At 64.9% G+C, this 12,854-nt stretch carries 13 protein-coding genes; 6 read left to right on the top strand and 7 right to left on the bottom strand.

Annotated features, from left to right (window positions below):
* Positions 1-80: 80 nt before the first annotated feature.
* Entirely contained in the window at positions 81-1,673 is a 1,593-nt protein-coding gene (locus tag HCA61_RS03015; protein ID WP_169686480.1) for an ABC transporter substrate-binding protein, read from the bottom strand.
* Positions 1,674-2,001: 328 nt separating this feature from the next.
* Between HCA61_RS03015 and HCA61_RS03010 the strand changes: the two genes are divergently transcribed.
* Entirely contained in the window at positions 2,002-3,288 is a 1,287-nt protein-coding gene (locus HCA61_RS03010; RefSeq protein ID WP_169686478.1) for an amidohydrolase family protein, read from the top strand.
* Positions 3,289-3,307: 19 nt separating this feature from the next.
* On the opposite strand, the gene HCA61_RS03005 is transcribed toward HCA61_RS03010, so the two are convergent.
* Positions 3,308-3,853: a TIGR00725 family protein gene (locus HCA61_RS03005; RefSeq protein ID WP_308198829.1), complete on the bottom strand. Its 546-nt coding sequence runs from the start codon at positions 3,851-3,853 to the stop codon at positions 3,308-3,310.
* A gap of 36 nt (positions 3,854-3,889) precedes the next feature.
* On the opposite strand from HCA61_RS03005, the gene HCA61_RS03000 reads away from it, so the two are divergent.
* Positions 3,890-4,849, top strand: a complete 960-nt coding sequence (locus tag HCA61_RS03000; RefSeq protein ID WP_169686477.1) for an alpha/beta hydrolase — start codon at positions 3,890-3,892, stop codon at positions 4,847-4,849.
* Here HCA61_RS03000 and HCA61_RS02995 read toward each other — a convergent pair.
* Entirely contained in the window at positions 4,830-5,450 is a 621-nt protein-coding gene (locus HCA61_RS02995) for an FHA domain-containing protein (RefSeq protein WP_247274493.1), read from the bottom strand. The genes HCA61_RS03000 and HCA61_RS02995 overlap by 20 nt on opposite strands.
* 132 nt (positions 5,451-5,582) lie before the next feature.
* On the opposite strand from HCA61_RS02995, the gene HCA61_RS02990 reads away from it, so the two are divergent.
* Positions 5,583-5,957, top strand: a complete 375-nt coding sequence (locus HCA61_RS02990) for a YchJ family metal-binding protein (RefSeq protein ID WP_169686859.1) — start codon at positions 5,583-5,585, stop codon at positions 5,955-5,957.
* A gap of 28 nt (positions 5,958-5,985) precedes the next feature.
* On the opposite strand, the gene HCA61_RS02985 is transcribed toward HCA61_RS02990, so the two are convergent.
* On the bottom strand, positions 5,986-6,633 hold the full coding sequence (locus tag HCA61_RS02985) for a helix-turn-helix domain-containing protein (protein WP_169686473.1): 648 nt from the start codon (positions 6,631-6,633) through the stop codon (positions 5,986-5,988).
* 86 nt (positions 6,634-6,719) lie between these two features.
* Here HCA61_RS02985 and treZ point away from each other — a divergent pair, with 86 nt between their 5' ends.
* On the top strand, positions 6,720-8,447 hold the full coding sequence (gene treZ, locus HCA61_RS02980; protein WP_169686471.1) for a malto-oligosyltrehalose trehalohydrolase: 1,728 nt from the start codon (positions 6,720-6,722) through the stop codon (positions 8,445-8,447).
* A gap of 122 nt (positions 8,448-8,569) precedes the next feature.
* Positions 8,570-8,860, top strand: a complete 291-nt coding sequence (locus HCA61_RS02975) for a hypothetical protein (RefSeq protein ID WP_169686470.1) — start codon at positions 8,570-8,572, stop codon at positions 8,858-8,860.
* Between the two features lie 16 nt (positions 8,861-8,876).
* Here the strand turns inward: HCA61_RS02975 and ilvA are convergent, their stop codons facing one another.
* The 3 genes from ilvA to HCA61_RS02960 all read right to left on the bottom strand — a co-directional run bounded on the left by ilvA (position 8,877) and on the right by HCA61_RS02960 (position 12,497).
* On the bottom strand, positions 8,877-10,196 hold the full coding sequence (gene ilvA, locus HCA61_RS02970; RefSeq protein ID WP_169686468.1) for a threonine ammonia-lyase IlvA: 1,320 nt from the start codon (positions 10,194-10,196) through the stop codon (positions 8,877-8,879).
* 92 nt (positions 10,197-10,288) lie between these two features.
* The gene (locus tag HCA61_RS02965; protein WP_169686466.1) at positions 10,289-12,055 is read right to left on the bottom strand and encodes a pyruvate dehydrogenase; all 1,767 of its coding nucleotides are present in this window, start codon (positions 12,053-12,055) and stop codon (positions 10,289-10,291) included.
* Between the two features lie 7 nt (positions 12,056-12,062).
* Positions 12,063-12,497, bottom strand: coding sequence for a nitroreductase family deazaflavin-dependent oxidoreductase (locus tag HCA61_RS02960; RefSeq protein WP_169686464.1), 435 nt, complete (start codon positions 12,495-12,497; stop codon positions 12,063-12,065).
* Positions 12,498-12,615: 118 nt separating this feature from the next.
* On the opposite strand from HCA61_RS02960, the gene HCA61_RS02955 reads away from it, so the two are divergent.
* Entirely contained in the window at positions 12,616-12,846 is a 231-nt protein-coding gene (locus HCA61_RS02955; RefSeq protein ID WP_169686462.1) for a hypothetical protein, read from the top strand.
* Positions 12,847-12,854: the final 8 nt, after the last annotated feature.

The raw sequence follows: 12,854 nt of genomic DNA, 5'->3' as shown, positions 1-12,854 counted from the left end.
AGTCGGACTTATCCGGTGACCGGCATCGCCTCGGTCCGTGCCTCTGGATGATCGAGACAGTGCGAATGAGTGATGATGCCCTACTCCGTCACCCAGAGTTCTTCGGGCCGCGGCGAGCCGAGGGTGTACAGATCGATCCCGTGCACGTTCTCGCCGTACAGGACGGAAGGCGACGCCTTGATGTACCACACGCCCGGCACGAGTTCGGCCAATCGGGCCTGGACCGTGCTGTATGCCGCCTTGCGCTCTTCGTCCGATTCCGCGAGACGTCCGGCGTCCAACGCATCGTTGAGTGCAGGGTCGTCGAGGCCGGAGAAGTTTCCGGGCGAATCACCATGGAAGGCGGTCCACAGCGCGTAGTCCGGGTCCTGGACGATCGCGGACGAGATGATCATGTCGAAGTCACGACCACCCGCGCGGGCCGTGAGTGTGGAATAGTCCGCGACCTCGACTGCGACCTCGACATTGTCGAAGGCATTCAGCTGCGCTTGCAACGCCTCGCCCGCCGCCCGGGATTCCTGCGTCGGATAGGACAGGAAGGTAAACGACAGCGGCTTGCCGTCGGCCGCCAGTTCATCGAACAGTACCTGAGCGGCATCCTTGTCGTGTGTCCACAACGGAACGTCCTCGAAGAACGGCGAACCGTCCACGAACAGGTAATCCGCAACCTCGCCGACTCCGTTGTACACCACCGAATTCAGGGCATCACGGTCGACGGCCATGGAGACCGCCTGCCTGGCCCTGACATCGTCGAACGGTGCGCGCGCCGCGTTCATCACCATGATCTGACCACCGCCGGTGGGCACGAGCTCGGTGCCCACACCCGCCTGCTCGGCCTTGTCGAGGGTGGCCCAACTGGCTTCCGACGCCAGGTCTGCAGTACCGGTGGAGACGGCATTGAATCGCTGGCTCGTGTCCGCCACGGTGGTTATCCGCAGCGTGTCGAGATACGGCTTGGGCGCATCCCAGTAGTTCGGGTTCTTCTCCAGTTCGATCGCACCCTGACGGACCCAATCGACCAGGGTGAACGGCCCGGCCCCGACCGGGTTCTCGTCGAATGCCTCACGCCCCTTCTCGAGAGCGGTCGGCGAGGCGATCCAATTCATCGAAGTGGTGAGCATGCTCTGCGGGAAGTGCGGGTTGGGGCTCACCAGCGCAACCGACACCGTCGTGGGATCCTTCACCTCGACTCCAGCGATCTGACCCGCCACCCGGATCGCAGTGGAGCCGAGAGACGGATCGCGAAGCCGGTCCCAGTTGTACTTGACCGCAGCGGCATCGAACGGCGTGCCGTCGGTGAACGTGAGGTCCGGGCGCAGCGTGAGGGTGAAGGTTGCGCCCCCATCGGTGCTGGCGAAGTCGGTGGCCATCACATATTCGATCTCCTGCGTCTCCAGATCGTTGACGATCAGTGAGCCGTAGAGGGCGTTGCCCAGAGCGGGCTGGTGCGCATAGGTGTTCGACAACGCGGCAGGGTCGAGACTGCGCGGTTCACCCATCTGGATGACATCGAGAGAACCACCCGCCACCGGGTCCGTCGTTTCTTCGAGGCTCCCTGAACCGGAAGTTCCTGTACCGGAGTTGTCGGCACCGCTGCCACCACAGGATGTCGAGATCAGCGCGGTGGCGCATGCCACCACCACCACTGCAAGCACACGTTTCGATCGGAGCATTTCACCCTCTCGTGGGGGGACGAGGAGCACAGGTCCCACTCTTCGAATCTGGAATGCAATTCTGAATTGTGAGAATAGGCTGTCGTCACCCCTGTGGCAAGCATCACATTCGCAGGCGACTGCAAGTCACCCCGGTCGCGCGCCATCCGGCCCGCAGCGTCACCTGCTCCCGATCTTGCGGGGACATCCCTGCGAGATTAGTCTTCTCGCAAAGCAGTAAGGAGATTTTCGTCACATGCCAACCGGTCGACCGGGTCGGTCCGGACACACACCGTGGCGCAGCTCCGCAGCACGAATTCTCGTCCCGCAGGCTCACGAGAGGATAAAGATGAACATCGATGACATGGTGATGGTCAGCATCGACGACCACGTGGTCGAACCCCGGGACATCTTCGAGAAGCACTTTCCGAAGAGCCTTATGGACCAGGCCCCGACGCTGACCGCCCACCCCCGCAACCCCAACGTCGAAGCATGGCTGTTCCAGGGCAGCGTCGTCGGTAGCTCCGGCCTCAACGCCGTCGTCTCCTGGCCCAAAGAAGAATGGGGCATGGACCCCACCGGCTACGCCGAAATGCGACCCGGCGTCTACGACATGGACATGCGCGTCCGCGACATGGACGCCAACGGCACCCTCGCCGCCACACTGTTCGCCACCTTCCCCGGCTTCGCAGGCACCCACCTCGCCACCCTGCCCGACAAGAAGCTCTCCCTCGCGGCATTGAAAGCCTTCAACGACTGGGTCGTCGGCGAAGTCCCCGACACCCACCCCGGACGCTTCATCCCCCTCGGCATCATCCCGTTCTACGACGTCGACGAATCCGTCACGGAAATCCACCGCCTCGCCGCCATGGGCTGCCGCTCCATCTCCATCCCCGAAACCCCCTACGGCGTCGGCGACGGCTACCCCGACTTCAAATCCGGATACTGGGACCCGATCTTCAAGGCCTGCGTCGAGCACAACATCGTGCTCAGCCTGCACATCGGCGGCGGCATGGGCCTGGTCAAACGACCAGAGGCGTTCAACCTCGACGACATGATGGTGCTCACCCCGCTGATCTCGACGATCGCCGCGACCGACATGATGCTCAGCGGCGCATTCCAGAAGTTCCCCGACCTCAAGGTCGCCATGAGCGAAGGCGGCGTCGGCTGGGTCGCACCCTGGCTCGACCGCCTCGAACGCCACATCGTCAACCAGTCCTGGACCGGCGCGAGTTTCCTGCCGAAAGGTATGTCGCCCACCGACGTGTGGAAGAACAACTTCCTCGCCTGCTACATCACCGAGCCCAGCGGCCTGAACAACCGACAGCGTCTCGGCATCGACACCATCGCCTGGGAATGCGACTACCCCCATTCGGATTCCACCTGGCCTCGGTCGCCGGAGATGCTGATGGAGGAACTCGTCGCGGCCGAGCTCACCGACGAGGAGATCGACAAGGTCACCTTCGAGAACGCCGCACGGTTCTTCAGCTGGGATCCGTTCGAGCACACCCCGCGCGAGCAGGCCACCGTCGGTGCCCTGCGGGCCCGCGCGAAGGACGTCGACATCAGTGAAACGTCCAAGCAGGAATACCGCCGGCGATACGAGCTCGCAAGCTCGGCAGCGGCCGGTTCGTAACCGTCCGGAACGTGAAGCGTCAGGCGTCCTTACGCCATAGCAACGCGTGCAGGCACTCGACCGCCTCCTCCGGCGATTCGACGTCGAGTACGCCCCCCGCGGGCATCTTCCAGCCTCCGATCGACACGACCGGTACGCCCGTGCGTACGGCCAACGCGATCTCGCTCATCGTTCCCCAGCTCCCGCCGACAACGACGAGCGCGTCGCTGCTGCGCACGAGCAGGGCGTTACGCATCTCTCCCAGACCGGTCGGGATCGCAACCGTCAGGTACGGATTACCCACGACCCGGTCGTCGTCGGGAAGCAACCCGAGCGTTGTCCCACCCGCCTCGATCGCCCCCCGGGAGGCCGCGGCCATGACCCCGCCGAGCCCGCCGGTGACCACGACTGCTCTGCGGCCGGCGAGCAGACCGCCGACCTGACGGGCGACTCGCCGTTGCTCGGGTGTCGCCTCACCCGGACCGACGACACCGACATAGCGCTGCGAATGCATATCGGGATTGTCCACTACCCCAAGGGTGAAAGGGCACCTATCCCCGGTTTTGGGGTTCCACCGGCAGGGGATCTCATATCACCTCGGGAAGGCACGCACCCTGGTGACATGTCCGCTTCCCACCCTTCGACTCGTCTGCGGCACGCTACCGTGTACACCGACGACGGCGTGCCCCTCGCAGTCACCGCCGCCGGCCCCGACACAGCGGAACTGACGTTCGTGTTCGTGCACGGCCACTGTCACGACACCGACATCTGGACTCGGTTGCGTCAGGCCCTGTCCTTCGCGATGGGTCGGCCGATGCGGATGGTGTTCTTCGATCATCGTGGCCACGGCCGGTCCGGTGCAGCGCCCGCCGAGACGTACACCCTCGACCGGATCGGGCGCGATCTGGGTGTGGTGCTCGACGCCGCCACTTCCGGGCCCATCGTCCTGGTGGGGCATTCGATGGGCGGCATGGCGATCCTGTCCTACGCTCGTCAACATTCGACCGACATCGGCACGCGCGTCGCGGGAGTCGCATTGATCTCCACCGCGGCCGACGATCTCGCGCTTTCCGGGCTCGGGCGGTATCTGCACAGCCCGGTGGTGGAGTTGTTCCGCCGGGCTGTGTCCCGGGCACCGGAGACCACACAGCGAATCGCGCGGTGGAGTGGCCGAGTGGGATTGCCCGTAGCCGGTGCGCTGCATCGTCGCCGCACCGTGTCGCCGAGGTCGGATGCCTGGCTGCTTACGGTGCTCGCATTGCTGTGTAGCGACACGTCGGTGGTCACGATCGCGGGCTTTCTCCGGTCCTTCGCAGTGCTCGACGAAGCCGCGGCTCTCTCCGTTCTGACTCACCTCCCGTCACTTGTTCTGTGCGGATCCCACGACGAGCTGACACCGTTCGAGCTGTCCGTCGGTGTGGCGGCGCGGCTGGCGCACTCGAAACTCGTACGCATCGAGGGTGCCGGTCATTCGGTCACGGTCGAGCATCCCGACGCGGTGGCCGCTGCGCTCAGGGATCTGGCCGATCGGGTGTCCCGTGCCCTAACAACCGCAACACAGGTCACAGGTCACGTTCGCTGACCACACCTGTGTGCATTGCAAGTTCGGCGAGACGCACTCGCTTGCGGTTCTGCGGTAGATCCTCGACCCCGAACTTCGCGAACAGTGTCCGCAGATGTGTTTTCACGGCGTCCACACTGAGATACATCTCCGAAGCGATGGTCTGGTTCGACGCGGGCGACGCGAAGGCCACCCCGTGTTTGTACGGACGACACAGTGCACGCAGGACCCCGCGCTGGGTCTCCGTCAACGAGTTCACCGTGGGTAGCTCTGTGGCCATGCGGGTAGCCTCGTCGGGCCCGGCCCCGATCTCCTGGAAGCGCAGGCGATGCGAACCGATACGGATGCTGTCGCCTTCGCGCAACCGCCGGCGCCCAGCGATCCGTTCACCGTTGACGAAAGTTCCGTTGCGCGAGAGTCCGTCGTCGAGGATGGTCCAGTTGGTGCCGAGCCACTCGACCACCGCATGCAGGCGCGAGACCTCGTCGTCGCCGGGAAATGCGACATCGGCGTCGGTGGCGCGGCCGATCGTCACCCGCGGAGTCTGCGACGTCAACACCACGTGGTGCTGATGCCCACGTTCGTCGAGGTACGTCAGGCGCGGATCGAGCGCGTCGCTCACAGAGATCTCCTGCACACGGATCAATCGTGCGCCCGCGTGAGGTGTTCGGCAAGGACACGCTGCCACTCGTCCCGCACGCTCGACGACAATGGTCAGGTGAGCCGACATCGCGACCAGAAGCCAGCTACCGATATGCCGTGCCCGTGTGGACGCGGAATCCGATACTCCGACTGCTGCGGGCGATTACTCGATGGCGGTGTCGCATCCCGACCCGAGGAGTTGATGCGGTCGCGGTACACGGCGTTCGTCCTCCGTGACACCGCCTACCTGCTACGGACATGGCATCCGTCGTCCCGGCCCGCATCGCTCGACCTCGACCCCGGCACCAGGTGGACCGGTCTCGAGGTGCTGCGGACGACCGGCGGCGGGTTCCTTCATACCGAGGGCACGGTGGAGTTCCGGGCGCACTACACAGAGAGCGGAAGTGCCGACGTCCTGCACGAACACAGCCGTTTCGTCCGTGAAGACGGCGTCTGGCTGTACCTGGACGCAACCGGCGGCCGGTAGGTGTGGGCAGGTTTCTGCGATTCGGGTCTCAGCGCAGCAACGTCGTTCGCAGGGTGTCGGCGAGCCACGTGCGATACCGGTCGACGTCCCATCCGCAATCGCGCCGCAGCAACGCGTGTACCTGCGGGGAGCTGAGGGTGTAGAGCACGTCTGCAGCATGGTCGACGGTGACGTCGGTACGTAGCCATCCGCTGCGGTGCAGCCCTTCGGCGAGGGTTCGCGCATTCTCTGCGGTAGCGCGCGCGTCGTCCTCGGCAAACCGCAACATGTCGGGGTCGGCGCCCGACGATTCGATCGACGTGATGAGTAGGCCACCGGCACGCTCGAGCATCGCCGCTCCGTACCCCACCACCTGGTCGATGACGGCGGCTGCGGCGCCGGACGCGCGCGGTGACCGCGACTGAGGCGAGCCGGGAGCACCCAGGTCGGCGTCGGCCGCATCACCGGTGACGGCGGCGTCGAGCGCTTCCCGGAACAGCTGGGCTTTGCCCTCCGGGAAGGCGGTGAAGACCGTTCGCACTGCGACACCCGCTTCGGCGGCGATCTGTTTGACGGTGGTGCTCACGTACCCGCTGCGCTCGAACAACGTCGCCGCGGCATTTCGGATCGTTGTGCGTGTGCGGCGCGCAGCCTCATCCCGCAACGGTGAGCTGTACGTTCTCTTGGCTGCCGACATCGAGTTCAGCCTAACAGTATCGACTGCATCGCCGGTGCACCGGAAAGGTGCTGCGCCACGCTCACGAACAGGGCATGCTTGGCCTCGTGCACACCTTCGAGGTCTGGGCTCCGATCCCGTCGACCGTTCGCCTCCACGTCGACGGCGAGCTCCATCCGATGGATCGGGGGGACGACGGCTGGTGGCGCGCCGACGTCGATGCCTCACCCGGGTCCCGCTACGGTTACGTTCTCGACGACGACGAGACCGTACTGCCCGACCCCCGTTCCCAGCGGCAGCCGGACGGCGTACACGGACTGTCGCAGTTACACGGGATCGATCCCGACTACTGGACCGACCGCGCCTGGACCGGAAGACAACTCGCAGGCAGCGTGCTCTACGAACTGCACATCGGCACGTTCACCGAGAAAGGCACCCTCGACGCCGCCATAGAGCATCTCGACGACCTCGTGGCCCTCGGAATCGACTTCGTCGAGTTGATGCCTGTCAATGCCTTCAACGGCCCCCGCGGATGGGGTTACGACGGCGTGCTCTGGTATGCGGTCCACGAGCCGTACGGCGGCCCCGACGCACTGCAACGGTTCGTCGATGCCGCCCACGCCCACGGTATCGGTGTGGCGCTCGACGTGGTCTACAACCATCTCGGCCCCTCGGGGAACTACCTGGGCCGATTCGGTCCCTATGTGTCGGAGAAACCGGGAACCTGGGGCGAGAGCATCAATCTCGACGGTCCCGGATCCGGTGAGGTGCGTCGCTACATCATCGACAACGCCCTGCGCTGGTTCAGCGAGTTCCACATCGACGCGCTCCGACTCGACGCCACCCACGCGCTGATCGATCAGACCGCGGTGCATGTGCTCGAGGAGCTGTCGGTCGAAACTCTGCGTCTATCCGCCCATCTCCGTCGTCCCCTGAGCCTGATCGCCGAGAGCGACCTCAACGATCCCCGAACGATCACACCACGGTCCGCAGGCGGATACGGCATGCACGCACAGTGGGACGACGACATCCACCATGCGATTCACACCGCAGTCTCCGGCGAGAGCCAAGGCTACTACGGTGATTTCGGCTCCCTCGAATGTCTGGCACGGACCCTCGGGCACGGCTTCTTCCACGCGGGCACGTTCTCGTCGTTCCGTGGCCGCGTGCACGGACGCCCACTCGATGTGCGGCGGGTACCTGCCAGTTCGCTGCTCGCGTACACGTGCACCCACGATCAGGTCGGCAACCGAGCCCGCGGCGACCGGCCGGGCGGCTATCTCGATCGGGGGCAACTCGCGGTGAAGGCCGCACTCGTTCTCACCTCGCCGTATACCCCGATGTTGTTCATGGGCGAGGAATGGGGGGCAAGCACCCCGTTCCAGTACTTCACCTCGCACCCCGAACCCGAACTCGCCAGGGCCGTCGTCGAGGGACGCCGACGCGAGTTCGGTGAACACGGATGGGACATCGACGATGTGCCGGATCCTCAGGATCCGGAGACCTTCCGCCGGTCGATCCTTCGCTGGGACGAGCGCACCGATCCCGAGCATGCGCGCTTGCTCGACTGCTACCGGCAACTGCTCGAGTTGCGTCGCTTCCGCGCCGAACTCACCGACCCCTGGCTCGAGCACCTGCAGTTGACGTACGACGAGGACGAACGCTGGATCGTGGTGCATCGCGGTGCGATTCGCGTGGTATGCAATCTCGGTGGCGACCCTGTGACCGTTCCTGTCGGTGGCCGACCACTGCTCTGGTGGGACGACCCCGTCATGAACCGGACGAAATCGGCAGTACTGGTGCCGGGACATTCGTTCGTCATACTCGAATCCTGAACTGTCGGTTGACCGAACAGTCAACATCTGCCGAACATCTGCCCACAGGGACCCTCTTGATCGAGCCTCGAGACCACGCGTACCGTCAGGAATAGCGCCGAAATTTTTCGAGGTGAATCGTGATGGAACCCAAGAAAGTACTGGCGAGCGCCTTTCTCACGACCGCTCTTGTCTTCACACCGATGGCCGTGGCCACCGCAGCCCCGGCAACGGACTCGGCTCCGGGCGTAGTCGATGTCAGACACAACGACCGCGGCTGGGGTCACGACCGAGGAGGGCACCACGACAACAATTGGAACAAGGACCGCAACCACCGCGATTGGGATCGCGGACACAACGATTGGAATCGCGGGAACTTCTGGCGTCCGAATTGCTTCTGGTTCGGCCCCTGGCTCGTATGCATGCCCTGGTGAGTTCGGGCAACGAATCCTACGTGAGGTAGCGGTAGGCGGGTGAACCCGGCTCGAGTCGGCCTGCCTCGAGCGGCGAGGTGTCCATTCGATGCAAGAGCGCCGAAAGGTCTTCCGCTGCACCGAGTTCGATACCGACCAACGCCGCACCGGTCTCGCGGTTGTTGCGTTTGACGTACTCGAACAGGGTGATGTCGTCATCGGGGCCGAGCACTTCGTCGAGGAACCGCCGCAGCGCTCCCGGCTCCTGAGGGAAGTTCACGAGGAAATAGTGCTTGAGACCCCGGTGAACGAGTGATCGTTCGACGATCTCTCCGTACCGGGACACGTCGTTGTTGCCTCCGGAGACCAGACACACGACCGTTGCACCCGGTTCGATCGACAGATCCTCGAGCGCCGCGACCGCGAGTGCGCCCGCGGGTTCGGCGATGATGCCCTCGTTCTGGTAGAGGTCGAGCATCGACGTGCACACCGCACCCTCGTCGACCTGGGTCATGCCGAATGGGGCGTGCCCCAGACCTTCCGCACGCAGGCTCGCGACGAGCGGCAGACTCGAGTGCGACACCACCTCGGCGCCGAGTTGCGACACCACCGCGTACGGGACGTCGCCGATCCGCTTGACAGCGGCGCCGTCGACGAACGGTTCCACCTCGGGGAGGGTCACGGGGCCACCGGCGACCAGTGCAGCGGTCATGGATGCCGCACCCCGGGGTTCGACGCCGACGATCGCGGTACGGGGGGATCGCTCGCGCAGGTAGGCCGCGATACCCGCGATCAGTCCCCCACCGCCGACCGGTACCACGAGGACATCCAGGTCGCCCGGGAGCTGGTCGATGATCTCGCGCGCAATGGTCCCCTGCCCCGCTGCAGTACGGACGTCGTCGAACGGCGGGATCATGGTCGCTCCGGTGCGTTCCGCGTCGTCGGCCGCTGCAGCAGCGGCCGCGTCGAAAGTATCGCCCACGGCGATCAGTTCGACGAACTCACCACCGTGCACCTGGATGCGGTCACGCTTCTGCTTCGGGGTCCGAGCGGGCACGTAGATGCGGCCTGCGACTCTCATCGTCCGGCACGCGTACGCGACACCTTGCGCATGATTACCCGCGCTGGCCGTCACAACGCCGGCAGCACGTTCCCTATCGTCCAGCTGGGCCATCGCGTTGTAGGCGCCACGCAGTTTGAACGAGCGCACACGCGTCAGATCCTCGCGCTTGAGGTAGACGTGCGCACCGGTGAGAGCCGACAGCCGAGGGCTCAGTTCGATAGGGGTGGGTGAAACTGCCTCCGCAATTCGCTCCGCCGCAATGTCGATATCGGCCGCAGTCGGGACGGCAGTCATGTGCGTTGGTTCAGCGGTTCGCGAGGTGGAGGTCACTGTTCAATGCTGCCACTTGCCGCTCGGACTGCCCACGCGACCCCCTTCGCGGTCGGTCAGGATCGGAACTGGGACGGTCTCGGCAGGTTGCGGATATTCGATTTCGCCATCTTCACCGCTTCACCCACCCCTTCGTTCATCACCAGCCTCGACATGGCGAGAGCGAAGCCCTTCACCTGCTCACCGGTGATCGTCGGGGGGAGCGACAGCGCCAGCGGATCGGTCACGACGTCGATCAGCGCCGGTCCGGGATGAGCGAATGCGCCGCGCAGTGTCTGCTCCACCTCCCCTGGGTCCGCTACTCGGCGCGCGTAGAACCCGAGCGCTTCGGCCACCCGCGCATAGTCGACTGCCGGCACATCCACGCCGAAGTCTGCGAGGCCGTCGACGAGCATCTCGAGTTTCACCATGCCGAGGGTCGCGTTGTCGAACAGGACGATCTTGACCGGTAACCGATGCATGACCACGGTGATCAGTTCCCCGAGCAACATCGACAGACCACCGTCTCCGCTGACGGAGATCACCTGCCGGTCGGGTGCCGCGAACTGGGCACCGATCGCGTGCGGCAGCGCATTGGCCATCGACCCGTGCAGTGCGGACGACAGAAAACGTCGGCGACCGTTCGGGGTGAGATACCGGGCAGACCACACGTTGCACATACCGGTATCGGCAGTGAACACCGCGTCGTCGGAGGCGAGGTCGTCGAGAATCGACGCGACGTACTCGGGGTGAATCGGCTTCCGCTGCTTGACAGGTGTCGTGTACGCGCCGACCACCTTGTCCATCAGATCGCGGTGACGCTCGAGTGTGCGCTCGAGGAACTTCCGGTCGGTCTTGCGCCGAATCAGCGGTTTCAACGCCTGCAAGGTCGAGGCGGTGTCGCCGTGCACTGCGAGATCCAACTCGGTGCGACGGCCGAGCCTGCTCGCATCGATGTCGATCTGCGCCGTGCGCACGTCCGGGAGGAACTGCTCGTAGGGGAAGTCGGTGCCGATGAGCAACAGCAGGTCGGCACCGTGCATGCCGTCGTGTGCGGCGCCGTAGCCGAGTAGGCCGGTCATTCCTACATCGAACGGGTTGTCGTACTGGATCCATTCCTTGCCGCGCAGGCTGTGCCCGATCGGCGCTGCCACTGTCTCCGCGAGGTCCAAGACCTCTTCGCGTGCACCGCGAACACCCGCGCCAGCGAAGATCGCGATCTTGTCGGCGGCATCGATCGCCTCGGCCAGCGCTCGTACGTCCGATTCTGCGGGCACGACGGTCGGGGCACTTGTACGGACCAGTCGCGGCGCCGGCCCTTCCGAGGGCAGTGCCGCGATGTCACCGGGCAGGGTGACGACGGCGACACCCGGTCCGGCGAGTGCGTGCGACATCGCGCTCTGCAGCACCCGAGGAGCTTGCGCTGCAGCGCTGATCAGCTCGGTGTAGGTGGAGCATTCGACGAACAGACGGTCGGGATGGGTTTCCTGAAAGTATCCGGAGCCGATCTGGGTGGACGGAATGTGTGAGGCGATGGCCAGCACCGGCGCTCCGGATCTGTGCGCGTCGTAGAGCCCGTTGATCAGATGCAAGTTGCCCGGCCCACAAGATCCCGCACACACCGCCAGCTCCCCGGTGAGCTGTGCATCCGCCGCAGCAGCGAATGCCGCAGCCTCCTCATGACGCACGTGGATCCAGTCGATACCGCCCGACGCGGTGCCGCCGGTGCGACGCACGGCATCCACGACCGGGTTCAGACTGTCACCGACGATCCCGTAGATGCGGCGCACACCCGCATCGACAAGTTGACCGACCAGCTGATCCGCGACGGTCCGCGCAGCCATGCCCGGCCTACTTCCGTTCGAGGACGAAAACGGGGATCTGGCGATCGGTCTTGGCCTGGTAGTCGGCGTAGTCGGGGAATGCAGCCACCGCTCGGTCCCACCACAGCGTCTTCTCGTCGCCGTGCAGTTCGCGCGCCACCATGTCATACACTTCGGTACCGTCTCGCAGTTCCACCTGAGGGTTCGCAACGACGTTGTAGTACCAGACGGGATGTTTCGGTGCCCCGCCGAGCGAGGCCACAACCGCGTACTCCCCGTCGTGTTCGACTCGCATCAACGGAGTCTTGCGTACTTTTCCGGTCTTGGCGCCGCGCGTGGTGAGGACGACGACGGGCTTGCCATTGAGGGTGGTACCGGCGGTACCGCCGGAAGACTCGTAGGCTTCGACCTGGTCGGCGGCCCATTTCGACGGGCTGGGTTCGTATTCTCCGGTGAGAGGCATACATACCAGTGAACACCGCGGGGTGATCCGACACACCCAGGACCAGAAGTTCGTTGACCCGAATTCTTCTATGCGTCTACCCTGAAGGAAGACTTTCCTCGACCGGAGGTGCCACTCCATGACGACCCTCGACCTGCAGCCCCGCAGGACCGCTCGCGTGGCCGGTGTCGACATCGCCGGCACCGAATGGCCGCTCTACAAACTCGAGGCTCTTGCTGTCGGCGCCCTGCTGCTCATTGCCCTGTTCGTCATCACAGGTACCGCACAGATCGCTGTGCTCACCGCCGCGGCGGCCACCACCATCACGTGGTGGGTGCGCCTGGCGTACTACCGGCGCACTTCCCACTAGCGGCCACC

Origin of the sequence: Rhodococcus sp. HNM0563, assembly GCF_012726195.1 — a bacterium.
Classification (GTDB): domain Bacteria; phylum Actinomycetota; class Actinomycetes; order Mycobacteriales; family Mycobacteriaceae; genus Rhodococcus.
The sequence above is the reverse complement of the archived record's forward strand: the minus strand, read 5'-3'. Positions and strand labels throughout refer to the sequence as shown.

Coding starts and splice junctions, on each gene's coding strand:
- HCA61_RS03015 (WP_169686480.1), bottom strand. CDS start 1,673: ATGCTCCGATCGAAACGTGTGCTTGCAGTGGTGGTGGTGGCATGCGCC.
- HCA61_RS03010 (WP_169686478.1), top strand. CDS start 2,002: ATGAACATCGATGACATGGTGATGGTCAGCATCGACGACCACGTGGTC.
- HCA61_RS03000 (WP_169686477.1), top strand. CDS start 3,890: ATGTCCGCTTCCCACCCTTCGACTCGTCTGCGGCACGCTACCGTGTAC.
- HCA61_RS02990 (WP_169686859.1), top strand. CDS start 5,583: ATGCCGTGCCCGTGTGGACGCGGAATCCGATACTCCGACTGCTGCGGG.
- HCA61_RS02985 (WP_169686473.1), bottom strand. CDS start 6,633: ATGTCGGCAGCCAAGAGAACGTACAGCTCACCGTTGCGGGATGAGGCT.
- HCA61_RS02975 (WP_169686470.1), top strand. CDS start 8,570: ATGGAACCCAAGAAAGTACTGGCGAGCGCCTTTCTCACGACCGCTCTT.
- ilvA (WP_169686468.1), bottom strand. CDS start 10,196: ATGACTGCCGTCCCGACTGCGGCCGATATCGACATTGCGGCGGAGCGA.
- HCA61_RS02965 (WP_169686466.1), bottom strand. CDS start 12,055: ATGGCTGCGCGGACCGTCGCGGATCAGCTGGTCGGTCAACTTGTCGAT.
- HCA61_RS02960 (WP_169686464.1), bottom strand. CDS start 12,497: ATGCCTCTCACCGGAGAATACGAACCCAGCCCGTCGAAATGGGCCGCC.
- HCA61_RS02955 (WP_169686462.1), top strand. CDS start 12,616: ATGACGACCCTCGACCTGCAGCCCCGCAGGACCGCTCGCGTGGCCGGT.